Source organism: Tamlana flava (assembly GCF_041287255.1).
GTDB classification, from domain to species: Bacteria; Bacteroidota; Bacteroidia; order Flavobacteriales; family Flavobacteriaceae; genus Tamlana; species Tamlana flava.
This window is the reverse complement of sequence record NZ_JBGGTX010000002.1, coordinates 706,810-733,436: the sequence shown is the minus strand read 5'-3', so window position 1 is coordinate 733,436 and position 26,627 is coordinate 706,810. Positions and strand designations below refer to the sequence as shown.

Here is a 26,627-nt window from a genome sequence, read left to right as displayed (position 1 = left end):
GTTTTAGCTAAAATATTTTCAACATGAAACTTTCTAGAATCTTAATTTTATCAGCTATTTTTTCTTTGATTTTGGGCTGTGCCGATGACGACCTTAAAAACACCCAAGCCCTGATTCGCATTTCAAATGTTAGTACTTTCGATTATAAAAACATAACCGTTATTTGAGAGGATTACGAAAATCTTAGTCCGGGTGAAAAATCCGAATACAAACTATTTGAAAAGGCCTATCGCTATGGTTTTGTAGAGTTGGAAATCGACGGTGAAGTATATACCATTCAACCGATCGATTTCGTTGGTGAAACACCTTTGGAAAAAGGAAAATACACCTATCAAATTGATGCCAATGACTCAACTGAGCAATATGGAAAACTGAGTTTAACACTTATTGAAGAGGAATAACCACTGGGAATTCAATTCTTTTTCTAAAAAATCTAAGATTAAATAATTTAGAGAACCGTTAACACCGTCGTTTTAAATAAATCTATTATTTTGCACTAAAATTTTTCAGCAAGGAAAAATCATGGGAGAAAAAAAACGAAAAGAAGAAGCTAAACCAACGTTTGTATTTGGAAAGAAAAACTATAAATTTATGTTTATAGGTCTGGCCGTTATTGCACTAGGTTTTATTTTAATGGCAGGCGGTGGCAGTGATGATCCCAATGTTTTTAATCCTGAAATTTTTAGTTGGAGACGTATAAGACTTGCTCCATTGGTAGTACTTGTTGGTTTTGGCTTTGAGATTTACGCCATTTTGCTTAATCCTGATGAGTAATTACAAACGCACTTTCTTGGCAAATCCTATTGCCATTTTTATTACATAGTCATAACTGTTTTCCAAAGCGTCATCTAGGTCTTTGGCATGCCGTAAAACCCAATCGGTATAATCAATTCCAAAATTTTTAAGTTCCTTTTCGCTTAATTTTAAATCGCCACAAAAGGCGGCCACTTTTATATTTTTCGCTTTTGCTGAAACTGCCACACCATGAACAGTTTTGCCTGATAAGGTTTGTTTATCTAAAATACCTTCACCTGTAATAATCCAATCGGCATTTTTAATTTTTTCGTCAAAGTTTGCCACTCTTTTAATAAGTTGAATACCCGATTGCAACTCCCCGTTTAAAAATATCTTTGAAGCTATGCCTATGCCTCCAGCCGCTCCTGCGCCTTTTACAGCTTGAGGATTAATATTAAAAACTCTTTCTATAATTTTTGAAAAACTTTTTAAGCCATCATCAAGCATTTTAATATCATCCTCGGTTGCACCCTTTTGCGCTGCATAAACCAATGCCGCTCCATCTTTTCCGAATAGTGGATTTTCAACATCGCATGCCACTTCAATTACCACGTCATTTAATTTGGGATGAACTTGAGTTACATCAATAGATTCAATTCTGGCTAGGTTGGCACCTATCGGCTTCACTGATCTATTGTTTTTGTCTAAAAACTGATAACCCAAAGCTGTAGCCATACCAATACCACAATCGTTAGTAGCACTGCCACCAATTCCTAAAATGATTTTTCTGGCACCTTTATTCATAGCATCAGCAATCATTTCGCCTGTACCAAAAGTTGTGGCGTTTTTGCAATCCAATTGTTCTTGTTTCAATAATTTCATTCCAGATGCTTCTGCCATTTCTATAAAAGCAGTTTTGGAATCTTCTGCATATAAATAGGTGGCCTGTATGAGATTAAAAAAAGGATTGTTTACTTCAACACCAACCAATTCACCATTTAGATGATGTTGCAAAACATCCATTGTACCGTCACCTCCGTCCGAAAGTGGCAATTTTATTATCTGGACATCTGGATTTACCGCATGAACACCTTCCTCAACAGCATTGCAGAACTGCCATCCAGTGAGTGAGCTTTTAAACTTGTCGGGCGCTACAACAATCTTCATTAGTCTAAAATACTTCAAATTCTCAAAGTTTAAGAATGAAAAAGCTTTTTGTAGCACTATTTTAATATTTTTACGCCATGGAAATAATAGACGCGATTATCCTCGGCATTATTCAAGGACTTACCGAATTTTTACCCGTTTCATCAAGTGGTCATTTAGAACTTGGAAAAGCTATTTTAGACAATCATTCCGTTCCTGAGGAAAGCTTGCTTTTTACTGTAGTACTGCACTTTGCAACGGCCTTAAGCACTATGGTTGTTTTTAGAAAAGATATTATTTCGCTCATAATAGGCGCGCTAAAATTTAAGTGGAACGAGGATCTCCAATTTATGGCAAAAATTGCTGTATCTATGATTCCAGCAGTGGCAATCGGGCTTTTTTTTGAAAAACAACTGGAACAACTTTTTAGTGGCAATATCTTTTTGGTGGGCAGCATGCTCATCATTACAGGTGTGCTTTTATTTTTAGCTGATAAGGCCAGAAACACGAACAAAGAAGTGTCATTTATGAATGCTTTTGTTATTGGCATTTCTCAAGCTATTGCTATGCTTCCTGGCATTTCACGGTCGGGTGCAACTATTTCAACTTCAGTATTGTTGGGCAACGATAAAACTAAAGCGGCTAGATTTTCATTCCTTATGGTTGTTCCTCTTATTTTTGCTAAAATTGCCAAAGATGTGTTGAGTGGTGAATTAACTTATAACAGCGGAAACTTTACGGCACTATCTATTGGATTTATTGCTGCATTTGTTGCGGGGCTATTTGCCTGCACTTGGATGATTTCTTTGGTACGAAGGAGCAAACTGACCTATTTTGCAGTTTATTGTGGCATAATTGGCCTTGTTGCCATTATTTATACTTTTTTCAATTAGCATGCTAACCGCAGAAGAATATCTTTCCGGACAAGTTTTACTCATAGACAAACCACTGCATTGGACGTCCTTTCAAGTAGTGAACAAACTGCGGTGGGAAATAAAACAGGCTTTCAAAATTAAAAAAATCAAAGTTGGTCATGCCGGAACCTTGGATCCCTTGGCAACTGGATTATTGGTGATTTGTACAGGAAAGATGACCAAGCAAATTGATACATTTCAAGCCCAAACAAAAGAATATACGGGTACTTTTGTTTTGGGAAGTACAACGCCTTCTTATGATTTGGAAACCGAAATTGACGAAACCTTTCCAACGGAACACATTTCAAAAGACATAATTGAAGAAACTACCAAACAGTTTATTGGTAATATTGAGCAATTACCACCTGTTTTTTCGGCCATAAAAAAGGATGGAAAGCGTTTGTACGAATTTGCCCGAGCAGGCGAAAATGTTGAAATAAAACCCAGAACCGTTCATATCTCCGAGTTTAAAATCACAAAAATCGACAGGCTAAATATTGACTTTAGAGTGGTTTGTAGTAAAGGTACCTATATTCGCTCTTTGTCCAACGATTTTGGCAAAGCTCTACAGTCTGGAGCGCATTTATCGGCACTTAGGCGCACAAAAATTGGAAGCTTCAAGGTTGATGATGCCGTTACCGTTAATGACTTTATTCAAAGCCTAAAAAACTAAATTATCTTATTTTACGTATATTTAGCGAACCCAAACCTATAATTTTTCAGATTTGCACCTAACAAATCAACATAGAGCGCTTCTACTTACTTTTCTAATTTCTGGAACGGTAGTGCTATCTGTTTTTAATCTCGGACTAAAAAAACATAGTGAATTTATTCCTGAAAGTTACTATGAACTTGAGCCCGAAAAAGAACCCACTGAGGAAGAAATCAAGCAGCTAGAAGCTTTGGAACAACTTAACAATGCTAAAGCTGAAACGAATAGTGCTTTTAACGAAACCCAAGAAAACAGGCATTTTGCCCAAGCATACGAGCGCATTGCACCACCAGAGGATTATGTTCCAAAAACAAGTGATGTTTCAGAAAATAGTAGTGCGTTAAAAAGGGAGTATGAAATTCCAATTGATTCAAAATTAAATGAAGATGAGCTTTCAAAATTCAACAAGGCCAACGAAATTTTAAAAAAGCAGCTTTCTGAAAATAACAATCATAAAAGTACCATTAGTTTTTCTTTGGTAAACCGCAATAAGATCTATATTCCTATTCCCGTTTATTTGTGTGAGGTAGACGGAAAAATTGTGGTAAATATTAAGGTTAATTCAAAAGGAAATGTTACCGATACCTATTTAAACTCCTCATCAACATCTTCAAACGAGTGTTTGATTGAGCATGCTTTAGAATATGCCAAAGATTCTAAATTTAGTGCCGACCCCACAAAAGAAACTCAGTTGGGCTCCATTACGTTTCAATTTATTGGCAAACGGTAGGCTCTAGCTTACATAACATTTCGGTTATATCATCAATGATGTTTTGCCCCTTGTTTTTATTATACCAATGTTGTAAATCTTCCTTAAATTCTGGTGTTAGTTTTCCGTATTTAGCCCTAAATCTGTTTACGTAGGCTGTGGCCTCACTTGGTCTTGGTCCGTAGGTATTCAAAACCGCTCCTGTTTCGTTATCAAGCATAATTACTTTTGGAATAGACCGTGTTCCATAAGTTAAAAACGCATCCATGAGTTCAGGGTTTTCATCTCTAAGTACAATCCTCAAATCTATGTATTTACTCAACTCTGCCAACTTATTCAAGGCAGGAAGCATATGGGCACCATCGCCACACCAGCTTTCGGCAATGGCCAACCAAGTTATAGGGTGCTTAAATTCTAAAATCTTTTGCTGGGACTCTTCAGAAATCTTTAAGGTTTTGTCCCAACGCTTCATTCGTTTATCATTAAGCATCGTAAAATCCGCATAAACTTCAGTCTTTTCTAAACCGGTGGTAGAATTATTTTCGGCCATCTTTTTTACCAAATCCCTATATTCCTTGTAAGACATGCTACGATTAAGGCTGTTATTAATTGTGGTATCCATAATACATTTATTAACGTTGAAACAATACTTAAAGCCACAAATTTAGATGCAACTTATTTTATTTAAGATGATATTTGTCATACTTTTACTTTAAACCCGAACAAAAAATGAATTCATTACACAGATGTGGTTGGTGTGTTGGTGATGACCTTTATGAAACTTATCATGATAAGGAATGGGGCGTTCCTGTTTACGATGATGAAACCTTGTTTGAATTTTTAACTTTAGAAACTTTTCAAGCGGGGCTGAGCTGGATTACCATTTTACGGAGACGCGAAAACTTTAGAAAAGCGTTTGATGATTTCGATTATAAAAAAATAGCCCTTTACACCCAAGATAAAATGGACAGTTTACTGCTTGATGCTGGGATAATACGAAACAAATTAAAAGTAAAGGCTACTGTTACCAATGCCCAAGCATTTATTAAAATACAGGAAGAATTTGGCAGTTTCAGTAAATATATTTGGGGTTTTGTTGATGACAAACCTATTAGAAACAACCTAAAAAACTACAAAAGCGCACCTGCAAACACCCCATTAAGCGATACTATTAGCAAAGACTTAAAAAAACGCGGATTTAAATTTGTAGGCACCACGGTTGTATATGCCCATATGCAAGCCACGGGCATGGTAAACGACCACGAAGTTGGATGCTTTAGGTATAGTGAGGTCTCATAAATATAAAATTAGGTTAAATCCCTAGTTTTTTAAAGGCTTGTCTAAATCAGGTGTTATTGTTTTTAATGCCACGTCAACATCAATATAATCGTCCAAATCACTAATAGAGATTACCTCATAATTATTCCTTGACAAAAACTCTAAATGCGACTCAAAAACTTCCGGCGATGTATCAACCCAAGGATGCTCAATATCGGGGACACCATGAATGGTAATTACAACTATATTGCCATTTTTTGCCTCGTAAAAAGCAGTCCGAATCAATGCAATATTATCCGTTTTCATTGCCCAACTCGGAATTAAATATGGATGGTCTTCCAGAGGACCATAAGGCCTCTTCCCTCCTACACGGGCATATTTATAATTTAACTCCTTTAAAATTTCCAAAGATTCGGCATTTAAATCGTATGCAGGATAAGCAAATGTGGTTGGCTTTGAAATTCCAACCAAATCGCATTTGGCCTCTATTGCTTTAATCTCTTCTGTTGCTTCCGATTTAGAAAGTCCATCAATATGCTTATGCGAAAGTGTATGATTTGCTACTTCAAAACCCATATCAGAAAGTTTTCTAACCTGTCCCCATGTCATATATTTTGTACTATCCTTATAATTGGGCGGAAACTCACACATGAAAAAGGTTGCATTAAACTTGTACTTTTTTAGTAAAGACGCCACAATGGAGTAATGACTCGCACAACCATCATCAAAGGTTAAAACAACAAGCTTATCTGGAATTTTCTTTTTTAAAATTTGGGCATTTCCAAACTTGAAAAAAGAAATAATCAACAATAAAACTATGCTTTTTTTCATCTCAAAAATTATGTCATTACAAGATAAAATATTTTGATCATTCATTTAAATACCTCAAAAAATCATTTCTAGGAATCTCCTCAGCCCCTAAACTTTCCAAATGTTTTGTATAAACCTGGCAATCAAATAATTTATAATCGGTGTTTTGTACAAACGTGACAAAGCCAACCTTGCTTGCGTTGCTTTCTTTTGTAAACATACTTTCTCCACAAAATATCCCGTTGTTTAAATCTACACCATAGAGTCCACCAACCAAATCACTCCCCTTCCAGACCTCAACAGATTTTGCATGGCCCGACTTGTGAAGTTTCACATAAGCTTCAATCATACTATCGGTTATCCAGGTTCCTGATTGCCCTGCTCTTTTTGAATGGGAACACTCTTGAATAACACCTCTGAAATTTTGGTCTACAGTTACTTTATAATCAGGATTTTTTATAACCTGTTTCATGCTTTTTGAAACTTTAAGGCGCTCTGGAAACAAAACAAAACGCGGGTCTGGCGACCACCATAAAATTGGGTTATCCATATCAAACCAAGGGAAAATACCACTTTTATAAGCGAGCAACAAACGCTCAACAGATAAATCGCCACCAATGGCAAGCAAGCCCTCTTTTGTCGCTTCATTTACATTTGGAAACCATATTTTATTGGTGAGATAATGCATTCTTAAAAATAAAAAACCTTTCAATATAAACTGAAAGGTTGATTTGTTGAGACCCTTCGACTGTGCTCAGGGTGACAGAAATTATTTAAAACGGTAAATCGTCGTGGTCATCATCGTTTAAATCACCCGCTGGCTCAAACGCATCTGCTGGTGGTACAGGTGGCATGTTTGTGCCTGAAGCTTCAGTTTGTAACGCCTCTATTCTCCATCCTTGAATGGAGTTAAAATATTTTGTTTCACCTTGTGGGTTTACCCATTCCCTTCCACGTAAATTTATACTTATTTTTACTTGCTGACCAACTTGGTAGTTGTCTAACAAATCTGTTTTGTCTTGCACAAACTCCACCATAATATGCTGTGGGTATTGCTCTTCTGTGGTCACAACGATTTCTCTTTTTCTAAACCCATTGTTACCAAAAGTTTGAGTTTCTCCAATCACTTTAATTCTTCCTTGAACTTCCATTTAATCTATTATTTATTCTTTATTAATACTCTTTTATTTTGATTTAAGACAGCAATATTTTCCACGCACTCTGCACATCGCCAAAACTTAAATAATTACGGGCCAGTTTATGCTTCTGTCTATGTGTTGCCGTTTTAATATTCGGATAGCGTGCTGCTAAATCCTTTATAAAAGCCTCAACACTTTCTTTACTTGGCAGATCTTCAACATTACCTAACATTCCGAGGTCATTTCCTGTTAAAACCATACTATTTTTAACAAAATCCGGAAAATTATCAATCCCAATACCTAATGCTGACAAGGGTTTTGGAATTTCAAAAAAGCCTTTTCTTGCTCTGCTATAAAAACTGCCTCCCGCTCTGGCAACCAAATCCAACTTTTTCTGGTCTATGGCATCATTTTCATCTAAAAATTCATCATCAATATGCATTCTGAGCACCTCACAAATAACTAAATTACCGGCTCCGCCTTCTGAACCCAATTTGATTACATCATTAACCTTACATTCAAACTGCACGGGCGACTCGGCCACCCTAAATGGCTTAACCAAATCTGATTTTTGCATGGACAGTCCAGCCTTTTCAAACTCATTAACACCATCAGGGTATTCTGTACTAGCCAATGACATTTGATGAACCATATCGTAATTCACCACATTTATTACAACCTCTTTGGTTGCTTCAACATTGTTCAAGGTATGCTTAACCGTATTGTTGCTTACACGCCTAGATGGTGAAAAAATTAATATTGGCGGGTTGGTACTAAACACATTAAAAAAACTAAATGGCGACAAATTTGGGTTTCCATCGTTATCAACCGTGCTTGCAAAAGCTATGGGCCTAGGTGCAACGGCACTCAACAAATAACTGTGTAATTTGCTGGTTGATAATTGCTTTGGGTCAATTGATACCATTAAACTTTTTAATGAATAACAAATGTAACCAAACTCTAACTCATCTAAAAACCGATTTACTAACAACTTGGACAATAATATTAACAGATTTGCATTATATTAGAAATCAAAATCAATAGTTCGTGATTTTCACAAAACATAGCAATGCATTCCGATGGATCATTATTATAGCTTCCTTTGCTATCGTCTCACTTATTTTATGGAAAACCTATGAATTTTTTCAGCATTTTAAGGATGAGGAACGTACAAAAATGGAAAATTGGTCGTTTGCCCAAACCGAATTTGTAAATGCTGAAACCAACACCAACTTAAATCTTACCTTAAAAATATTGAATAGCAATAAGACAACACCCATGTTGGTTATTGACCAAGATGGACGTTTGAGCAGTTTCAATAATATTGATGAAACTAAGGCGAAAGATTCTCTTCACATTAAAAAACTAATTGAAAAATTTCGAGACGAAAACAAACCAATCGATATAAAATACCAAGGAAAGACATTCTCTACTATTTACTATGGCAACTCTCCACTTTTAAATAAATTGGCCTATTATCCACTAGCTTTACTGCTCATCATTTTTCTGTTTGGCGCAGTAATTTTCTTTTTTTACCGAAGTAACAAAAATGCCACACAAAATAAACTTTGGTCTGGCATGGCCAAGGAAACAGCGCATCAAATCGGTACACCGCTGTCGTCCTTAATAGGTTGGACCGAAATTTTAAAGAGTGAAAACGTAAACCCCGATTACATTTCTGAAATGGAAAAAGATGTAGATCGTTTAAAAACCATTACTGAACGTTTCAGTAAAATTGGGTCGTTACCAACTTTAGAAAAAGTAGATATCATCAAAGAAACCATCGATTCATATGATTATCTAAAAGCAAGATCCTCAAAACTTATTGATTTTGAAATTATAATTCCCGAAGGTGAAATCTTTGTTGAACTAAACAAACAATTGTACAGTTGGAGCATTGAAAATTTAGTAAAAAATGCCATTGATGCCATGAAAGGACGTGGCAAATTAACCATTGAAATATCCCAACTAGAGAACGATGTAAAAGTAACGGTTACAGATACCGGCAAGGGTATAAATAAAAAAGATTTTAATAAAATATTTGAGCCTGGTTTTACCACCAAAAAGCGCGGCTGGGGGCTAGGTTTATCTTTAACAAAACGCATTATTGAAGATTTCCATAAAGGCAAAATAAGTGTTTTGCAATCTGAAAAAGAAAAAGGCACAACCATACAAATTGACCTAAAACGCGCAAATTAACAAGTTATGCCTGAAAAATTTATTGATTCTAAAGAGGTAATTCTAAAAAACAACTGTCCGCAATGTTATAGCACCGATGGTTTAAGATTAATATTCAAACAAAAGATTGTTGAAACCAATTTTCACAAGTCCATTACATCTGAGATTAATCAAGAATTGGCCTGTAAAAAGTGTAATTGCATTATTTATCCAGTACAATGGACCGATGATATTGAGCGAGTTGTAGCTTATCAAAACAAGGTCTTTACGCCTAAAAAGGCGTCAACTTACCTTAAAAAAATGTCATGGATTGTTATTGGTATAGCCATTGCCATAACGGCATTATCCCATTTTCTAGTCTACTACACCAATCTATAAATAAGATTTAATAGAATCCGCCAGCTTTTGAAATTCTTCAGGAGATAATTTTTCCTTTTTTATAAAACGCGCATCTTCCATGGTGTGCAACGGAATTAAATGCACATGCGCATGGGGCACCTCCAAGCCAATTACCGTAATGCCCACACGCTTGCATGGTATAGCTTTTTCAATGGCCAAAGCCACTTTTCTTGAAAAAGCCATAAGGCCTCTGTAGGTTGCTTCATCCAAATCAAAAATCTTATCTACTTCTTTTTTAGGAATGCAAAGGGTGTGCCCTATTGAATTGGGGTTGATGTCTAAAAACGCGAAAAACTCATCTGTTTCTGCAATTTTATAACAAGGAATTTCTCCATTAATTATTTTTGTGAATATTGAAGACATAATTATAAATGTGAATATTTAAGAAACCCTTATAAAGATAAAAGATTCCTTATTATTTTGAACCAGGAATCTTTTAAAAATTTATGTTATAATGCCCTTATCTGGAAATTTCTACAATATCAAATTTCATAACGCCGTTTGGCACTTTAATTTCGGCAACTTCACCTACCGATTTACCCAACAAGCCTTTCCCTATGGGTGAATTAACTGAAATTTTTCCTGACTTTAAATCGGCTTCTCCGTCGGCCACCAAAGTGTAAACCATTTCCATACCATTGGTTTGGTTTTTTATCTTCACTTTTGACAATACCAACACTTTTGAAGTATCTAACTGCGACTCATCAATGACACGGGCACCTGACAAAGCATCTTCTAACTTAGAAATACGCATTTCCAGCATACCCTGCGCTTCCTTAGCGGCATCATATTCGGCATTTTCACTCAAATCACCTTTATCTCTTGCCTCGGCAATGGCCTTTGAAGCTTTTACACGTTCAACATCTTTGAGGTGTTTTAACTCCTCTCTCAATTTTTTTAACCCCTCTGGTGTATAGTATGATACTTTACTCATAACTTCATCGTTTTACTTAATAAAAGATGCTGAAACAAGTTCAGCATACAAAAAAATCTCGCATATACGAGATTCCGATTACAAATATACAAAATTTTTACGTCAATTTGCTTTTTATCGTAAATTGCATTCTCGTTTTAAAGGAATATTGAATGCCAGAAAAGGGCAAGACACAAACAAAAACCCTCATCAAAATATTGGTCAAACAAATGAAATACCTAACATGCTTTTTGGTTTTTACTATTTTATTTTCTTGTAGCGGAAATTCCAATGATGACAGAAATTGTAGATTTCTTTTGGACATTAGTGTAAGCGAAAGCATAAACCTAAATTTTCCACAATACAGCCAATTGAAGTCTATTAACGTACCTGTGCACATACCCCAAATAGGTGGAAGAGATGGCATAATTGTTAACAACACAGGGGCAAGATATGTTGCTTTTGATGCCACCGACCCCAACCACATACCCTCAGATTGCTCTACACTTAGAATTGATGGCATCATAGCAAAATGTAATTGTGATGACGGAAACGAATACAGTTTACTAGACGGCATACCGTTAGGAAATAACGGAACCAAATGCCCACTGAGGGGTTATATTGCTGAACGAAGCGGAGACAACCTTTTAATTTACAACTAGTTTCCCCTATCCCCTCCAAAGGAGGGGAAAGAGAAACCTAAATTAAAACTTCAAAGTAGCCCCCATCAAAAAGTTAATGGTGGCTTGCGGGTAATACCCAGACCCTTCAATTGTGGTTACCGAATTTGGGTCGGACCAAGTGTCATCATAAGTGTAATAGTATCCGTTGGATACGTACTCCTTATTAAAAATATTATTCACTAAGCCGCTTAGAACAATGGACTTAAAAATTGCTTTTGGCTTAATTTCATAGACAATATTAAAATCACTAACAAAATAGCTTTCCAGTTTGGAAACCTCAGAATCTGTATTTCCCATAAATTGCTCGCCAACATATTTGCTCAACAAACTAAGTTGGAAATTTTTGGTTGGATAAAAATTAAAGGCATTACCCAATACCATATTTGGCGAAAATGAAATGTTGGTATTGCCCAAATCCACAACTTCACCATCAATAGATGCATTGAAATTTTTGTTTTTATTGCTACTTAGGGCAACATTTGTTGACACACCAAAAATTTTACAAAATTGAACATTGGCATCAACTTCTAGTCCCAATCTGTAGCTCTTGCCACTGGTGGCTCTTATTGGGCTTCCTACATCATCCAAGTCGCCAGTTAACACCAATTGGTTTTGATAAAACATGTAGTACAAATTAGCATTAACATTATTATTTTCTTTTTGGAAACGCCAACCCAACTCAACATCATTAAGTGTTTCATTTTCGGTTACACCTGCCTTAAAATCATCTCGATTTGGCTCTCTGTTGGCTCTGGCATATGATGTGTAAAAACTACTGGATTCAGAATTTCTAAAAGTCAGCCCCAGTTTTGGGTTAAAAAAATTGAATTGAGCGTCGGTGACAAAAGGCACTCGATTAGAGTTCAATCCGTTGGTTTTGTAGCTTACAAAACGCCCTTGCAAATCGATAAATCCTGTAAGTTTTTCATCTATTTTAAATGTAGCTTTTGAAAAAATGCTGAAATCATTTTTTGTAGCATCACCTTCATAATACCTATCTCGAATATTTGCATTTGGTGCTAAATCAGTTCCCCAAATCACTTCTCCAAAGTGGTCACCAGTATAACTGCTGGCCGAAAGTCCAGAAACAATTTCCAATCTATTTTTTTTAAATGTGACATTCGCATTTAAAACATAAAAGTTATTATCTAGCCAGCGACGTACAATAACATCAGAATTGTCTTCGATTATATTATTAAAATCCGCAGCCGTCTCTTCTGGTTTATATTGCTCAAAATATCCTTTCCCTTTAGTATAATTCAACCCTAAGTTTGTTGACCAATTATTGTCCAAACGCTCATTCCAATGCAATTGATAATGGTCTTGCCAATAATTATCGGTTTCATTATCGTAAGTGTATGGGTTTTGGCGGCGATTCTCTTTCAATTCTTCAGCCGTCAGTCCAAACCATGCCTGATACGTATATTCTTTATTCCCGAATGTTAAGGCCTTAATTAGGGTGTTGTTATCCTTGTAAATCCCTTGCAGAAAATACGCTTTCAAGTCTGTAAAGGCGCGGTCAACATAACCATCGGAATTTATTTTTGAAAATCGACCTGAAATTTCAAAATGATCATTCAGTAACCCTGTGGTTAATTTTACGGTGTGTTTACGTGTATTGTAACTACCAAAACTATTGAAAATCTCGCCAGAAGCATCTTCAGAAAAGGCATCGGTTAAAACATTCAAACTGGCTCCAAAAGCACCAGACCCATTGGTAGAAGTACCAACACCGCGCTGCAATTGCAAACTTTCGGTTGAGGATGCAAAATCGCCTAAATTCACCCAAAATGTACCTTGACTTTCTGGGTCGTTATATGGAATTCCATTTATGGTTACATTTACTCTTGTAGCATCAGTTCCACGAACCCTAATGCCTGTGTAGCCAATACCTGCACCGGCATCGCTGGTAGTTACTACCGAAGGCAAATAATTGAGTAACACTGGAATGTCCTGCCCCAAGTTGCGTTTGGCCAGCTCCTCTTTGGAGACATTGCTGTGCGTTATTGGTGAATTGGCTTCTACTCTCACAGCTTTCACCAAAACTTCGTCTAGGTTTTGTGTTTCTGTTGAATCTTTTTCGACTTGATTTTCTTGTGCGGTAGCACAAAAGGATAACACTAAAAGTGTTAAAAAAAGAAATAAATTTTTCATTACGATTACGAATTTATAATCGAATAAAAAGAGGTAATTATTCTTTTGGTTAATAATTAATTGTTTAAAATTTGAATATCAAGATTGTGCATTTCCAGATATTCTATCCCTAAACAGCATTACCTGTTCTAGGTTCATTGGGTATGATCTCAGCCGATATGGGCACCCCTTTTTGAGAACGCTGCAAATATAGGGCGGATTTATGAAATACAATCAACGATTTATGATTTTTAATCGACATCAGGTTTTTTTCTGCCCGCTTTCTTTTCAGATAACCAACGCTTGTATTTAAGTCGCTTTCTAATAACCGATTTTGGGATTTTGGTAGGTTTTCGCTTTTTTGGCTCGATCAAACCTGTTTTAATAAGATTCAAAAAACGATCAATAACGAGGTCTTTATTTTTGTGCTGACTTCTACTTTCGTCACATTGCAACAGTAAAATACCATCTTTTGTAAGACGATTTTGAAGTTTATTAAGAAGCCTTTGTTTTTGTGTATCGTTTAACTCAACCGAGGCTTTCAAATCGAAAACCAATTCCACTTTAGACGACACCTTGTTTACGTTCTGCCCACCCCTGCCAGAACTCCTAACTGCCTTAAAAGTTAATTCTTTTAGTAAATTTTCCTCATTAAACATTGTTGCCCTGGTGTGCTGGTTTAAGCAAATCGTTCACCGTTTTTACGGGATTAAAAGTCTCCACCGGCACTTCAACAAAAATGGAGTTCCAATAAGCCATACTTCCGTTCCACAATCCGGGCAGTTCCAAAGCTTGAATGTCTGTCCCATTTTGTGTTTTCATAGTTATAAAAGCAGCTTCAGGATCCACAAATTGCTTCAAATCAAATTTTTCACCTTTGTAATTTTTAACCGCGCAAACCAAATCGGTCGGATTAAAATGTGTGGCCTTATAGACTAGTTCTTGTTGATGCTTTTTACTGAAGTTAATTTGGGCAAATTCTACAATCTGCAAGGAAACCTTTCCATCCTTATCTCGTACCCAAAATGGACCACCACCAGGCTCTCCTTCATTTTTTACCATTCCGCAAACACGAATGGGCCTATTCAGTTTTTCTTTCAAAAATGCTATTTTATCTCCAAAAGAAAAATCATCAATATTTTCTGGGACTGGTGTATTGAGTCTATATCTCAGAAATAGAATCATGATTTTTAGGTCTGTTTCACTAAGGCACCCCTCATCCAATTTATTCAAATAAGTAAAAACAGTTTCTCGGGCTTCAAGCAATATACCGGCCAAAAGTTTTTTATATTTAGAAACCTCAATATTCCTACTTGAAACTACTATGTTATCTATGTTTTTTATGAAGATTAAGTCGCTATCCAAATCATTTAAATTTTCCAACAATGCCCCATGACCTGCCGGTCTGAATAGAATAGAACCATCTTCCTTTCGGTAAACCTCATCTTTAGTGGTCAAAGCAATGGTTTCAGTAGCTTCCTTTTGATAGGAAAAAGATACGTTGAAAAATGTTTTGGTTTTAGTCTCCAAACGTTTTTTAACCTCGTTTAATTCTTCAAGAAAATATTTATGATGTGCTTCAGAAACCGTAAAGTGCAGCTTTGACTTGCCATTTGATGAAGCATACAAGGTTGATTCGAACAAATGCTCTTGAAAGGCCGTAACAACTTGGCTATCGTATTTATGAAATGGCAATAACCCTTTTGGGAAAAAGCTATAGTTCAACCCATTTTCATCCAACATGGTTTTTACAAATTCAAGATGTTTTTCCGATTCATCCAATGAATCATAATTAGGACACGTTTCTTTTATTTTTGAAATGACTTCATCATAAAAGGGAAATTTTTCTAAATTGGAAATAAAGGTTTTTATGAGAGAATCAGTCCGTCTTTCGGCATAACTTTCAATCGTGTCTTTTGCAGGATTAAAATTCTTCAAAAACCGAAATAAAAACTTAAACATTCTAGTTGCCGCACCCGAAGCAGGCACAAACTTAACAATACTCAAATCATCCTTTTTGGCATCGTAAGCTTGGATGAAATTTTTCAGGTCGGCTTCATTGTAACTTTCAATACCATTACCTAAGGTTGCAGCCGCAACCAAATTAGAATAAGACATGCCGTTTTTAATTCGATCTGCTTGAGCTACAACCTGCTCTTTATCGATGCCCTTATTTTTTATTTGCTGAATATCCTTCTCAGAAAACATTCCCTTTATTTTTTAGTAAAAGTTTGTCTATATGTTTCACGGCCATTTCTAAACGTTCCTTTTTACTGCCCTTTAATAACACAAATGTCCTATTGTTTTTTATCAATTCATCTTGAAAAGCCTTAAACATCTCCATTCTTTGTTCTGGCCTATCTCTTAAATCATCGGCTTCCCAAGGCGTATCAATATAAGTTAAAAAATACAAATCGTAGGTGTTTTCTAAAGCATACTTTTTAAGCACCGGATCACAAATTCCTCCATAAAAAGCTTCAGAATACACTTTGGTCTCTAACAAATCTGTATCGCAAATTAAAATGGAGTTAGTTTTTGTAGCCAATTCATTTTCAAGTTTCATCTGTCCGATGGCAATAGTGAGCAAATCCTCCGACTCACAGGTTTTACGTTCATTATTCCATTTATTTTGAAGGTACTCGCGCGCATACTCAGGAACCCAAACTGAATTATAATGCCTCGCCAATTGCCTTGACAAGGTTGTCTTTCCAGTTGATTCGGGGCCAAACAAAACTACTTTTAAGCAGTTTGAAGGTTGCTGTTTAAGGTTTTCTTCCATGCTAAATAGCCATAAATGGCAATAATTGTAAAGCCTATATATTGTAGACTTGTAAAAATCAATCCTTTATAAATATACAAGGGAATAGAAATGATATCGCCAATAATCCAAAAAGTCCAATTTTCTATCTTCTTTTTGGCCATTAGCCACATGCCCACAAAAAATATGGCTGTGGTAATTGTATCAATATATGCTATCCAACTCGTCCATCTATCGAAGGCATTGTAAACTAAATAAACTAATAACAATGCTGCCAAAAAAATAGCCACAATAGCTTTTTTTTCGTTCAATGCAGTTCTTGAAATTGGCGTTACGTGGGTTTCATCTATTTTCTTGGTCCAGATATACCAGCCGTAAATGCTCATTAAAAAATAATAAGCATTGATAAGCATATCGCCCAAAAGGGCATAAATCCACAAAATATATACAAAAATAGCGGTGCTAATAATGCCCGTAGGGTACACCAAAATGTTTTCTTGCTTAGCATACCAAACACTCAAAAACCCAAAAAAAACACCAATAAACTCCAACACTACAATAATGCTTGGCACACCTTGGTACTGAGAAAAAATCCAATTAAAAATAGAGTCCACGATTTTTTTTTTTTGATAACTTCAAGAAACCCTTCCGCTTGCAAAACTAACATTCTATTTATGAAGCATGTTAGAACAGGATGGTAATTTTCACTTTGAAACTTATATTTATCAAATTATTATAATTTAAATTGACTATGAAAAAAAATTACAATATTCCATTTGCACTTTTTAAATTACTTATTCTCTGTCTCATACTCCCATCGGGATCTATGATGGCACAAAGACAAATGGAAAATTTAGACCGAGGTGTTTTGGCAATAAAAACCGGACCATCCAATGTTTTGGTGAGTTGGCGAATTTTAGGCACCGAATTTGAAAATGCCTCCTATAATGTTTATCGTGGTGGTACCAAGTTGAACCCGACACCAATTACCGGTGCCAGTAACTACATGGATAATTCATCGTTTCTTCCAACGTTCACCTATAGTGTGGCTGCAGTTATTGACGGCGTTGAACAAGAACGTTCTGAAGCAGTTGGCTCATGGGATGACATTTATAAAAAAATACCACTTACTGCTCCAACCGGTGGAACAACCCCAGACAATGTGGCTTATACTTATGAAGCCAACGATGCCTCAGTTGGCGATTTAGATGGGGATGGCCAATATGAACTTGTACTAAAATGGTATCCCACTAATGCAAAAGACAACGCACAAAGCGGTTATACTGGAAATACCATTTTACAGGCCCTTGAAATGGATGATATCGGCACCGTACTCTGGACCATAGATTTAGGCAAAAACATACGTTCTGGAGCCCACTATACCCAATTTATGGCTTACGATTTAAATGGCGATGGAAAGGCCGAAGTGGTTTGCAAAACTGCCGAAGGCACTAAAGACGATAGTGGTACTATTTTAGGTCCTAACCCAAATGCTGACTATAGAAATAGCGGTGGGTACGTGCTTAGTGGCCCTGAATACTTAAGTGTTTTTTCTGGAGAAACCGGCACTTTTATTGATACCGTAGATTACATTCCAGGTAGAGGAACCGTTTCAAGTTGGGGAGACAACTACGGCAACAGAGTAGATCGCTTTTTAGCATGTGTGGCTTACCTCGACGGAATTCATCCTAGTGTTGTGTTCTGCAGAGGTTATTATACCCGAACCGTTTTGGCGGCATGGGATTTTGACGGTTCAAACTTAAATTTCAAATGGATTTTCGATTCCAATATAGCGGGTAGCCAATACGAACATCAGGGAAACCATAGTGTAACCGTTGGTGATATTGATGGTGACGAAAAAGATGAAATTATTTATGGCTCATTAACAGTTGATGATAACGGAACTGCCTTCAGTTCTACTGGATATAAGCATGGTGATGCCAGCCACCTTGGTGACTTTGATCCCAGCAGCCCTGGACTAGAATATTTTACCTGCCATGAAGAAGGAGGAAAAACTCCAAACACCCCTCTTGGCAACTTCGGTGATTTAAGAACGAGTTCTATTCCTAAAGTCGATTTTAGAGGCGACCAACTTGGTACAATCTTTTGGCAAATAAATCAAAATTATATTGGTAATGGTGACGCCATTGATACAGGCCGATGTTTGATTTCCGATATTGACCCCAACTACCCAGGAGCAGAAGCTTGGGCTTCAGACAGTTCTGGAATACACGACGTTAACGGCAATGTGATTTACACAACTTATCCAACTACAACCGGGAACGGCTCAACCTTCAATATGGTGGCATGGTACGATGGTGATTTATCTCGAGAACTTGTAGATCGCACCGTTATAACCAAATGGAACGGCAGTGGTACCGATAGGGTTTTAACGGCATACAACTACGATAATCTGGCTTTAGCAAGTAATAATGGGTCAAAATCAAATCCATGTTTAATTGCAGATATATTGGGCGACTGGAGAGAAGAAATTATTTGGAGGAACTCTTCAAATGAATATTTAGTAATTATGTCCAGCACAGATAAGCCTGACCAACGAATTTTCACCTTAATGCATGACCCCGTTTATCGCTTGGGTATAGCTTGGCAAAATGTAGCCTATAATCAACCGGCTCACACTGGTTTTTTTCTAGGTACAGACATGCCAGAACCAGCAGCACCAAATATTACTTTGGTAGACCCAACTTTATCCGTTGATGATAAACTTAAGGATAACGCCAATGAAATAAGACTTTATCCAAACCCAACAACAGGCATGTTATATCTTAGCAAAACAATTAATGGCACTATTCAAGTTTATGATAGTATTGGTAAACTTATAAGCCAAAAAAATGCCGAGAATATTAAAAACCATGACCTTAGTGGACTACCCTCAGGGCTTTACTTTGTTAAAATCAAACAAGAAACCGGCATTCAAGCTTTTAAAGTTTTCTTGAAATAAAAAAATTATATCGGGTTCATTTATGATTTCCATATAAATGAACCTTATTTAGACAAATTCAAAAGCACCTCTATAACCATACCTGCTTCTTTTGCTAGATTAAACCTTTTTCTTTTTAAAAGGTCTTAATTTAGTAAACATTAAAGCTTTATTTATGAGACAACTAACTAATTCTTTTAATTTACTTTCAAAAATTTGTCTTGTTTTTATTGGTTTAATATTTACACTTCAAAATGCTTCCGCCCAAAAACAAATGGAGGATTTAGACCGTGGCGTTCTGGCTGTCCGAACAAGTGATTCCGAAGTTCTCATAAGTTGGAGGATTCTTTCAGATGAATTTGAACGTGTTTCATATAACGTTTATCGCGGCAAAACCCTTTTAAACAAGAAGCCAATAACAGGTGCTAGCAATTTTGTCGATCAAACTGAAAAAAATAAGACTTACAGTGTCACCGCTGTTATTAATGGTAAAGAACAAAAACCTTCAAAGCCAATAGAAGTATGGAGCAACAACTACAAAAGAATTCCAATTACTCCACCCAAAGGTGGAACTTCGCCAGATGGAAGGGAACATGCTTATAGAGCCAATGATGCTTCTGTTGGTGACCTAGACGGTGACGGTCAATACGAACTCGTTTTAAAGTGGGAACCAACAAACTCCCATGACAACGCACATAGAGGTTATACCGGCAATACTTTTTTGCAAGGTTTAGAATTGGACGGCACCATTTTATGGACTATAGATTTAGGGAAAAATATTCGCTCTGGGGCACATTATACACAGTTTATGGTTTACGACATAGATGGTGATGGAAAAGCCGAAATGGCCTGTAAAACTGCTGATGGAACGATTGATGGTGTCGGAACCATTTTAGGGGATGCAAATGCAGATTACAGAAACAGTACTGGATATATTATAGAAGGTCCTGAATATTTAAGTCTTTTTTCTGGTGAAACAGGTGCTTTTATTGATACTGTAGACTATATACCAGCACGAGGAAAAGTCTCAGATTGGGGGGATCATTACGGAAATCGTGTTGACAGATTTCTGGCTTGTGTAGCATATTTAGATGGAAAACAACCAAGTTTAGTTTTTTCCAGAGGATATTACACGCGGACCGTTTTGGCTGCCTATGATTATCGAAATGGTAAATTGACAAATCGCTGGGTATTTGATTCGGATGAAAAAGGAAATGAAGCGTATGCTGGACAAGGAAACCACAATATAGCTGTGGGTGATTTGGATGGTGATGGCAAAGATGAAATTCAATTTGGTTCCTGTGCCATTGATGATGGTGGAACAGGTTTGTATTCCACGGGCTTTGGCCATGGAGATGCTGCCCATTTGGGAGATTTTGACCCAATCAGAGAAGGACTCGAATATTTTATGTGCCATGAGGTAGCAAATGGAACCACTATTCCTGCCATAGATTTTAGAGACCCTAAAAATGGAGAAGTCATTTGGCGTGTTGAAGGTAAAGGCGACGTTGGACGAGGTGTAACAGCAGATATTGACCCAAACCATCTTGGTGCAGAAAGTTGGGCTTCAAATGGGTCTGGAATTCATAATACAAATGGTAAAGTTATTTCAACAACTTACCCCACTATTGGACGAAGGGGTTCCAGTTATAACATGTTTGCTTGGTGGGATGGCGATTTGCTCAGGGAAATAGTTGATAAAACCCGCATTGCAAAATGGAATGCCGAATTTGAAAAAACCGATATTTTATTGGAAGCTTACAATCATGACGGGATGAACCTTAGAAGTAATAATGGGACTAAATCAAACCCTTGCTTAATTGCAGATATACTTGGCGACTGGCGTGAAGAAATTATCTGGAGAAATGAAGAAAACACAGAATTGGTCATTTTCTCAACACCCTACCCAACTGAAGAACGAATTTTCACTTTAATGCATGACCCTTTGTATAGAGTGAGTATTGCATGGCAAAATGTAGCTTATAACCAACCTGCACACACTGGTTTTTATCTGGGAGCTGGTATGAAAAAACCAAAAATACCATATATATATATAGCTAAAAAATAGGCCAGAAACTTTATTTAGTCAGCATATCAAAAAAGCCTTCATCTTCTTCAAAAGCCGTACCAATAACGACAACATCTGCTCCAGAATTATAAGCCTTCTCCAATTGCTTTATACTTTTGATACCACCACCAACTATGAGAGGAATTTTTATTTCCTGCTTTACACCTCGAATAATTTCCGGAGTAACAGGGTGCATAGCACCGCTGCCCGCTTCTAAGTATATAAACTTCATACCCAAAAATTCGCCAGCCTTTGCAGTATCGATTATATTTTGAACTTGATTTCTTGGCATTGGTGTTGTTCCTGTTATGCGCTGAACTGCCGTTTCTTTTCCGTTTTCAACAAGAATGTAGCCTGTTGAAATTAATTCCAAACTAGTCGCCCTTATTCTTGATATGGATTGCACGTGCTTTCCAATTAAATATTCAGGGTTTCGTCCTGAAATCAAACTTAAAAAAAACAAAGCATCTGCCCTATCGGTAATTTGGGTAATGTCTCCAGGAAACAAAATCACTGGTAAACTTGTATGTATTTTTATTTCCTTGACTAGGGCATCAGTAGCATTGTCATCTACTGTGCTTCCGCCTATTAAAATAAAGTTTGCCTTGGAACGGTTTACTTTTTCAAAAAAGCCCTTGGTATTTTCCAATGGAAATTTTTCTGGATCTATGAGAACAGCCAATAACTTCTCACCCTTTGCGGCAGAATTACATATATTTTTATAGATGCTCCCCATTTAAGCAACAGCAAAGGCACAAGTAAAGCCTTCAAATTCTAAAAATTGGATATTGAATCGGTATTTTAAATCTTCATAGTCAATCCAAGCTATAGTTTCGTTTTCATTATCGGAAATTGGAATGACCAAACAATGCTGCTTAAAGCTCAAACCGGGGGTAGCAAACAATTTATATAAAGATTCTTTTATGCACCATATTACTGTTAGTTTCTCTTTGCAATCGCTGGCGTTTTCATCAAGATAGTCATTTTCAAAATCAATAAACTTATGGGCTATAATGGTAATTTTATCTCGCTGTTTTTCAATATCGATCCCTACGGCCAAATCACTGACAATAATTGCCGAAAAATTAAAAGAATGTGTTATGGAAATTTGCTTACCATCCTTTAAATGGGGTTTTCCGTTTTCATCATAAAACAAATTGGCATCTTCATAACCAAATTCCTGTAGCAAACGACGCACACTTAAAAATCCGCGTTGGTGCATTTCACTTTTCATGGCCATCACGCGCTGTAAACTCTGCGGTTTTAAACTTACTGAATGCATTAAATCATCAAAAGATTCTGTTATCTTCCAGATTTTAACAGTAGTTTGTGAATTTACAGTAATGGTTTTATAAAGAGGCATTTAATATTCTAAAAGTTATTAGCTATCTTTGCACCTGCTAAATATGATTGGCGCTTTCAAATGGCGAATTTAACCTTTTTTATGTGCTAAAACAACGTTTAGGTTTAAAACAAAAAGATTGATATGAGTACAAAAACAATTCCCTTCATAGCTCACAAAGTAAAAGATATTTCGCTTGCAGCTTGGGGCAGAAAAGAAATTGAGCTGGCCGAAGCTGAAATGCCAGGATTAATGAGCCTTCGGGAAGAGTTCAAAGAAGAACAACCTTTAAAAGGCGCACGTATTGCAGGTTGTTTGCATATGACCATTCAGACGGCAGTTTTAATTGAAACCTTACAAGCTTTAGGCGCAGAAGTCACTTGGAGTTCATGCAACATTTTCTCAACCCAAGACCAAGCTGCTGCTGCAATAGCCGCTGTTGGGACTTCAGTTTACGCTTGGAAAGATATGACCGAGGAAGAATTTGATTGGTGTATTGAGCAAACGCTTTTCTTTGGAGAAGAACGGAAGCCACTTAACATGATTCTTGATGATGGCGGCGATTTAACCAATATGGTTTTGGATAAATATCCAGAATTAGCAGCAGGAATTAATGGTTTATCTGAAGAAACTACTACTGGTGTTCACAGGCTTTATGAAAGGGTAAAAAATGGCACTTTACCTATGCCAGCTATAAACGTGAATGATTCTGTAACAAAATCGAAATTTGATAATAAATATGGTTGTCGTGAAAGTGCTGTAGATGCCATTCGTCGTGCAACAGATGTTATGCTAGCTGGAAAACGTGTGGTTGTTTGTGGTTATGGTGACGTTGGCAAAGGTACTGCCGCTTCTTTTAAAGGTGCTGGAAGTATTGTAACGGTAACCGAAATAGACCCCATTTGTGCTTTACAAGCCGCTATGGATGGTTTTGAAGTTAAGAAACTTGAAACTGTAATTGCCAATGCAGATATTGTAATTACCACTACGGGAAATAAGGATATTGTTAGGTCTGAGCATTTCAAGTCAATGAAAGACAAAACCATTGTTTGTAACATTGGGCATTTTGACAACGAAATACAGATGGCTTGGTTAAACCAAAATTATGGCCATACCAAAAACACAATTAAACCACAGGTGGACAAATACACCATTGACGGAAAAGATATTATTATTTTGGCCGAAGGTCGTTTAGTTAACTTAGGTTGTGCTACTGGTCACCCGAGTTTTGTGATGAGTAACTCGTTTACCAATCAAACTTTGGCTCAAATTGAACTATGGAATAATGCTGATGCCTACGAAAACAAAGTGTATATGCTACCAAAACATTTGGATGAAAAAGTAGCCAAATTACATTTGGAAAAAATTGGTGTTGAGCTTACCGAGCTTAAACCAGACCAAGCAAAATATATAGGTGTTGAGGTTGAAGGGCCTTTTAAACCAGAACATTATAGATACTAGTAAGACTATAGAGTCTTACATTTTTAGATATTTAGAAGCCCTTGCAGAAATGTGAGGGTTTTTGTTTTATTTATTCTTTAAGAATATTTGTATTTTTAGAATGATGATTTACGATGAGCCTAAAATAAAAGTCCCAAGATTTAATGAGGAATCTGGTTTTTATACCTCCCAAAAGCGCTCAAAAATAATGAGCAAAATTAGGGGTAAAAACACAAAACCAGAATTGCAGTTTAGAGAGGCTCTTTGGAAAAAAGGGGTGCGTTATAGAGTAGATTCAAAAAAACTGCCTGGAAAACCAGATATATCTATTAAAAAATATAAACTAGCCATTTTTATTGATGGTGAATTTTGGCATGGCTATAATTGGGACGAACGAAAGAAAACTATAAAAAGTAACCGTCGATTTTGGGTTCCTAAAATAGCACGCAATATGCAACGAGACGCCGAAGTAAACCTGCAACTAAAAGAAATGGGTTATACCGTTTTTAGGTTCTGGGAACACGAAATAAAAAAGGATTTAGAGAAATGCCTTAATGACATTATGGTTTTTATTTCTGTTGGTTACAACAATTAATCTATTTATTCATCAACTAAATCTTCCTCAAAATACCACCAAAGGCTGGAGTCAATAGATTGTTTCATTTTATTGATATCTACATCGTCCTTTAAAAAAACAGTAATGTTTTCATCAGATCGGTTTTGCTCAACACTTTCCCTTATTTCAATAGACTCGATATCATTAAAGTGCTCCAAATGCTTTTTTATACGTTCGTCTAAAGATTCATCACTCAAAAAAATCTTGATGGTAGGTTGTGTTGGGGAATTTCTAATTTCTGATCTAAAGGGTAGCATATCTATATAATTTTAAGGTAAAACAATATATCGATTGCAGATGCAACTCTCTAAAGTTAATCATTTAATTTATATCTTTTAAACAAATTTTGAACATGAGCAACAAACAAATAACCATTTTAAACAATCTATTAAATGAAATCGAGCATAACGTTCCGAACAAGGAAATGAGCAATATCCAGGTTTCAAAAGTTAATATAGGTTGGCAGCTTGACCATTCTTTAAAAGTAATAAATGGCGTTTGTACCATTTTATTAAAAACCAAGCCAGAAAAGTATAAACGAGATTTTAATTTTTGGCGCTTGATTTTATTTCCATTTGGTTATATCCCGAGGGGGAAAGCCAAAGCCCCTAAAATTGTTCAACCTCCAAGTGACATTTCAAGTGAAGATTTATACGCTCAATTAGAAATGGCAAGAAAACATCTTGACAAAATAAGTCCGCTTCCCAAAAAATCTTATTTCATCCATCATATTTTTGGCATACTTTCTAAGAAGCAGACCCTTCGCTTTTTAGAAATACACTCCAAACACCACTTAAAAATTGTAAACGATATTTTGAAGAAATAAAAAAACCCTTTCCATTTCTGGAAAGGGTTTTTTTAAATTTTAGAAATGTATTTCTTAAGCCTCAAATGGTTCTATTGAAACATAAGATTTGTTATCTTTTTTCTTAGTAAACCTTACAATACCATCAACCTGTGCGTGTAAAGTATGGTCTTTTGAAGAATACACGTTTTCACCTGGGTGGTGTGTATTTCCTCTTTGTCTTACGATAATATTTCCAGCAACAGCAGCTTGACCACCAAAAATCTTAACGCCCAAACGTTTTGATTCTGATTCTCTACCGTTTTTCGAACTTCCGACTCCTTTTTTATGTGCCATTTTATTTCGATTTTATATTGTTATACTAACTTAGAGCTTCGATTAATTCGGCTTTCTTCATAGAAGAATATCCCGTAATATCTTTAGCTTTAGCTAAATCTCTCAATTCAGCAACAGTTAAACTGTTTAAATCTTGAGTAGCTGATTCTGCTTTAGGCTCTTCTTTAGCTGGAGCTACTTTCTTCTCAGCCTTTGCTGCTGGTTTAGCTCCTGAAGCTATAATGCTTTCGATTACGATTTCAGAAAGTGCTTGACGGTGACCATTTTTTACACGGTAACCTTTACGTCTTTTCTTTTTGAAAACTATAACTTTATCACCTTTTAGGTGCTTTATGACTTTTGCTCCTACTTGAGCTCCGTCTATAGCCGGGGCGCCTACAGTTACATTGTCGCCATCTCCAATTAAAAGAACGTTATCGAAAGAAACTTTCTTGCCTTCTTCTTCTTGTAAACGGTTAACAAAAACTTTTTGGTCTTTTTCAACTTTAAATTGATGCCCTGCTATCTCTACAATTGCGTACATAGCGTAACGTTTTTATTAATAATTAATGTTATAAACCTCCTTAGTCTAC

Annotated in this window: 33 protein-coding genes; 15 read left to right on the top strand and 18 right to left on the bottom strand. The window is 36.3% G+C overall.

The window, feature by feature from the left end; genetic code table 11:
- The first annotated feature begins 23 nt into the window (after positions 1 to 23).
- From ACB104_RS07735 to ACB104_RS07725, 3 genes are all read left to right on the top strand, one after another.
- Positions 24 to 167: a hypothetical protein gene (locus ACB104_RS07735; protein WP_370477712.1), complete on the top strand. Its 144-nt coding sequence runs from the start codon at positions 24 to 26 to the stop codon at positions 165 to 167.
- A gap of 81 nt (positions 168 to 248) precedes the next feature.
- Positions 249 to 401, top strand: a complete 153-nt coding sequence (locus ACB104_RS07730) for a hypothetical protein (RefSeq protein ID WP_370477711.1) — start codon at positions 249 to 251, stop codon at positions 399 to 401.
- Positions 402 to 522: 121 nt separating this feature from the next.
- Positions 523 to 774, top strand: coding sequence for a DUF3098 domain-containing protein (locus ACB104_RS07725; RefSeq protein ID WP_370477710.1), 252 nt, complete (start codon positions 523 to 525; stop codon positions 772 to 774).
- Here ACB104_RS07725 and ACB104_RS07720 read toward each other — a convergent pair whose 3' ends face one another.
- On the bottom strand, positions 775 to 1,920 hold the full coding sequence (locus ACB104_RS07720) for a glycerate kinase (protein WP_370477709.1): 1,146 nt from the start codon (positions 1,918 to 1,920) through the stop codon (positions 775 to 777). It abuts the gene before it with no gap.
- 59 nt (positions 1,921 to 1,979) lie between these two features.
- On the opposite strand from ACB104_RS07720, the gene ACB104_RS07715 reads away from it, so the two are divergent.
- The 3 genes from ACB104_RS07715 to ACB104_RS07705 are packed head-to-tail and all read left to right on the top strand — an operon-like array spanning position 1,980 to position 4,237.
- Complete coding sequence (locus tag ACB104_RS07715; protein WP_370477708.1) at positions 1,980 to 2,774, top strand: undecaprenyl-diphosphate phosphatase; 795 nt, start codon at positions 1,980 to 1,982, stop codon at positions 2,772 to 2,774.
- Position 2,775: 1 nt separating this feature from the next.
- Positions 2,776 to 3,468, top strand: a complete 693-nt coding sequence (gene truB, locus ACB104_RS07710) for a tRNA pseudouridine(55) synthase TruB (protein WP_370477707.1) — start codon at positions 2,776 to 2,778, stop codon at positions 3,466 to 3,468.
- 52 nt (positions 3,469 to 3,520) lie between these two features.
- Positions 3,521 to 4,237: a hypothetical protein gene (locus ACB104_RS07705; RefSeq protein WP_370477706.1), complete on the top strand. Its 717-nt coding sequence runs from the start codon at positions 3,521 to 3,523 to the stop codon at positions 4,235 to 4,237.
- Here ACB104_RS07705 and ACB104_RS07700 read toward each other — a convergent pair.
- Positions 4,221 to 4,838 carry a thioredoxin family protein gene (locus ACB104_RS07700; protein ID WP_370477705.1) on the bottom strand — a complete coding sequence of 206 codons (618 nt, stop codon included), beginning with the start codon at positions 4,836 to 4,838 and terminating at the stop codon, positions 4,221 to 4,223. The two genes, ACB104_RS07705 and ACB104_RS07700, sit on opposite strands and share 17 nt — an antisense overlap.
- A gap of 107 nt (positions 4,839 to 4,945) precedes the next feature.
- On the opposite strand from ACB104_RS07700, the gene ACB104_RS07695 reads away from it, so the two are divergent.
- Positions 4,946 to 5,515, top strand: a complete 570-nt coding sequence (locus ACB104_RS07695) for a DNA-3-methyladenine glycosylase I (RefSeq protein WP_370477704.1) — start codon at positions 4,946 to 4,948, stop codon at positions 5,513 to 5,515.
- 21 nt (positions 5,516 to 5,536) lie between these two features.
- On the opposite strand, the gene ACB104_RS07690 is transcribed toward ACB104_RS07695, so the two are convergent.
- The 4 genes from ACB104_RS07690 to ACB104_RS07675 form a co-directional block, all read right to left on the bottom strand.
- A complete protein-coding gene (locus ACB104_RS07690; RefSeq protein ID WP_370477703.1) occupies positions 5,537 to 6,325 on the bottom strand; it encodes a polysaccharide deacetylase family protein in 789 nt (262 codons plus the stop codon).
- A gap of 37 nt (positions 6,326 to 6,362) precedes the next feature.
- Positions 6,363 to 6,992 (bottom strand): leucyl/phenylalanyl-tRNA--protein transferase, encoded by a 630-nt coding sequence (aat, locus tag ACB104_RS07685; protein ID WP_370477702.1) that lies wholly within the window; start codon positions 6,990 to 6,992, stop codon positions 6,363 to 6,365.
- Positions 6,993 to 7,077: 85 nt separating this feature from the next.
- Positions 7,078 to 7,455, bottom strand: coding sequence for a DUF3127 domain-containing protein (locus tag ACB104_RS07680; RefSeq protein WP_370477701.1), 378 nt, complete (start codon positions 7,453 to 7,455; stop codon positions 7,078 to 7,080).
- A gap of 43 nt (positions 7,456 to 7,498) precedes the next feature.
- Entirely contained in the window at positions 7,499 to 8,368 is an 870-nt protein-coding gene (locus ACB104_RS07675; protein WP_370477700.1) for a flavin reductase family protein, read from the bottom strand.
- Positions 8,369 to 8,490: 122 nt separating this feature from the next.
- Between ACB104_RS07675 and ACB104_RS07670 the strand changes: the two genes are divergently transcribed.
- Positions 8,491 to 9,642, top strand: coding sequence for a sensor histidine kinase (locus ACB104_RS07670; protein ID WP_370477699.1), 1,152 nt, complete (start codon positions 8,491 to 8,493; stop codon positions 9,640 to 9,642).
- Positions 9,643 to 9,648: 6 nt separating this feature from the next.
- Positions 9,649 to 9,999: a hypothetical protein gene (locus ACB104_RS07665; RefSeq protein WP_370477698.1), complete on the top strand. Its 351-nt coding sequence runs from the start codon at positions 9,649 to 9,651 to the stop codon at positions 9,997 to 9,999.
- Here the strand turns inward: ACB104_RS07665 and ACB104_RS07660 are convergent.
- Together ACB104_RS07660 and greA are read right to left on the bottom strand one after the other, a co-directional pair.
- On the bottom strand, positions 9,994 to 10,383 hold the full coding sequence (locus ACB104_RS07660; RefSeq protein WP_370477697.1) for an HIT family protein: 390 nt from the start codon (positions 10,381 to 10,383) through the stop codon (positions 9,994 to 9,996). The genes ACB104_RS07665 and ACB104_RS07660 overlap by 6 nt on opposite strands.
- A gap of 97 nt (positions 10,384 to 10,480) precedes the next feature.
- Positions 10,481 to 10,954, bottom strand: a complete 474-nt coding sequence (gene greA / locus ACB104_RS07655; protein ID WP_370477696.1) for a transcription elongation factor GreA — start codon at positions 10,952 to 10,954, stop codon at positions 10,481 to 10,483.
- Positions 10,955 to 11,163: 209 nt separating this feature from the next.
- Here greA and ACB104_RS07650 point away from each other — a divergent pair, with 209 nt between their 5' ends.
- The gene (locus ACB104_RS07650) at positions 11,164 to 11,595 is read left to right on the top strand and encodes a hypothetical protein (RefSeq protein ID WP_370477695.1); all 432 of its coding nucleotides are present in this window, start codon (positions 11,164 to 11,166) and stop codon (positions 11,593 to 11,595) included.
- A 42-nt stretch (positions 11,596 to 11,637) separates the two neighbouring features.
- Here the strand turns inward: ACB104_RS07650 and ACB104_RS07645 are convergent, their stop codons facing one another.
- From ACB104_RS07645 to pnuC, 5 genes are all read right to left on the bottom strand, one after another.
- On the bottom strand, positions 11,638 to 13,770 hold the full coding sequence (locus ACB104_RS07645; RefSeq protein WP_370477694.1) for a TonB-dependent receptor: 2,133 nt from the start codon (positions 13,768 to 13,770) through the stop codon (positions 11,638 to 11,640).
- Positions 13,771 to 14,000: 230 nt separating this feature from the next.
- The gene (gene arfB / locus ACB104_RS07640; protein WP_370477693.1) at positions 14,001 to 14,408 is read right to left on the bottom strand and encodes an alternative ribosome rescue aminoacyl-tRNA hydrolase ArfB; all 408 of its coding nucleotides are present in this window, start codon (positions 14,406 to 14,408) and stop codon (positions 14,001 to 14,003) included.
- Complete coding sequence (locus tag ACB104_RS07635; protein ID WP_370477692.1) at positions 14,401 to 15,957, bottom strand: DUF4301 family protein; 1,557 nt, start codon at positions 15,955 to 15,957, stop codon at positions 14,401 to 14,403. Before ACB104_RS07635 ends, arfB begins: the two co-directional genes overlap by 8 nt.
- Positions 15,947 to 16,528, bottom strand: a complete 582-nt coding sequence (locus ACB104_RS07630; RefSeq protein WP_370477691.1) for an AAA family ATPase — start codon at positions 16,526 to 16,528, stop codon at positions 15,947 to 15,949. Before ACB104_RS07630 ends, ACB104_RS07635 begins: the two co-directional genes overlap by 11 nt.
- Complete coding sequence (gene pnuC, locus ACB104_RS07625; protein WP_370477690.1) at positions 16,489 to 17,121, bottom strand: nicotinamide riboside transporter PnuC; 633 nt, start codon at positions 17,119 to 17,121, stop codon at positions 16,489 to 16,491. Before pnuC ends, ACB104_RS07630 begins: the two co-directional genes overlap by 40 nt.
- Positions 17,122 to 17,258: 137 nt before the next feature.
- Here pnuC and ACB104_RS07620 point away from each other — a divergent pair, with 137 nt between their 5' ends.
- Positions 17,259 to 19,469, top strand: coding sequence for a rhamnogalacturonan lyase family protein (locus ACB104_RS07620; protein WP_370477689.1), 2,211 nt, complete (start codon positions 17,259 to 17,261; stop codon positions 19,467 to 19,469).
- A gap of 154 nt (positions 19,470 to 19,623) precedes the next feature.
- The gene (locus ACB104_RS07615) at positions 19,624 to 21,516 is read left to right on the top strand and encodes a rhamnogalacturonan lyase (RefSeq protein ID WP_370477688.1); all 1,893 of its coding nucleotides are present in this window, start codon (positions 19,624 to 19,626) and stop codon (positions 21,514 to 21,516) included.
- Positions 21,517 to 21,526: 10 nt separating this feature from the next.
- On the opposite strand, the gene ACB104_RS07610 is transcribed toward ACB104_RS07615, so the two are convergent.
- A complete protein-coding gene (locus tag ACB104_RS07610) occupies positions 21,527 to 22,252 on the bottom strand; it encodes a phosphoglycerol geranylgeranyltransferase (RefSeq protein ID WP_370477687.1) in 726 nt (241 codons plus the stop codon).
- Positions 22,253 to 22,879, bottom strand: a complete 627-nt coding sequence (locus ACB104_RS07605; RefSeq protein WP_370477686.1) for a 4'-phosphopantetheinyl transferase family protein — start codon at positions 22,877 to 22,879, stop codon at positions 22,253 to 22,255.
- A gap of 123 nt (positions 22,880 to 23,002) precedes the next feature.
- On the opposite strand from ACB104_RS07605, the gene ahcY reads away from it, so the two are divergent.
- On the top strand, positions 23,003 to 24,319 hold the full coding sequence (gene ahcY, locus ACB104_RS07600) for an adenosylhomocysteinase (RefSeq protein ID WP_370477685.1): 1,317 nt from the start codon (positions 23,003 to 23,005) through the stop codon (positions 24,317 to 24,319).
- Between the two features lie 100 nt (positions 24,320 to 24,419).
- Positions 24,420 to 24,893: a very short patch repair endonuclease gene (locus ACB104_RS07595; RefSeq protein ID WP_370477684.1), complete on the top strand. Its 474-nt coding sequence runs from the start codon at positions 24,420 to 24,422 to the stop codon at positions 24,891 to 24,893.
- A 5-nt stretch (positions 24,894 to 24,898) separates the two neighbouring features.
- Here the strand turns inward: ACB104_RS07595 and ACB104_RS07590 are convergent, their stop codons facing one another.
- Positions 24,899 to 25,171 carry a hypothetical protein gene (locus tag ACB104_RS07590; RefSeq protein WP_370477683.1) on the bottom strand — a complete coding sequence of 91 codons (273 nt, stop codon included), beginning with the start codon at positions 25,169 to 25,171 and terminating at the stop codon, positions 24,899 to 24,901.
- Positions 25,172 to 25,266: 95 nt separating this feature from the next.
- Between ACB104_RS07590 and ACB104_RS07585 the strand changes: the two genes are divergently transcribed.
- The gene (locus tag ACB104_RS07585) at positions 25,267 to 25,740 is read left to right on the top strand and encodes a DUF1569 domain-containing protein (protein WP_370477682.1); all 474 of its coding nucleotides are present in this window, start codon (positions 25,267 to 25,269) and stop codon (positions 25,738 to 25,740) included.
- 54 nt (positions 25,741 to 25,794) lie between these two features.
- Here ACB104_RS07585 and rpmA read toward each other — a convergent pair whose 3' ends face one another.
- Both rpmA and rplU read right to left on the bottom strand, forming a co-directional pair.
- Positions 25,795 to 26,055 (bottom strand): 50S ribosomal protein L27, encoded by a 261-nt coding sequence (gene rpmA / locus ACB104_RS07580; protein ID WP_370477681.1) that lies wholly within the window; start codon positions 26,053 to 26,055, stop codon positions 25,795 to 25,797.
- A 25-nt stretch (positions 26,056 to 26,080) separates the two neighbouring features.
- Complete coding sequence (rplU, locus tag ACB104_RS07575; protein WP_370477680.1) at positions 26,081 to 26,578, bottom strand: 50S ribosomal protein L21; 498 nt, start codon at positions 26,576 to 26,578, stop codon at positions 26,081 to 26,083.
- Positions 26,579 to 26,627: the final 49 nt, after the last annotated feature.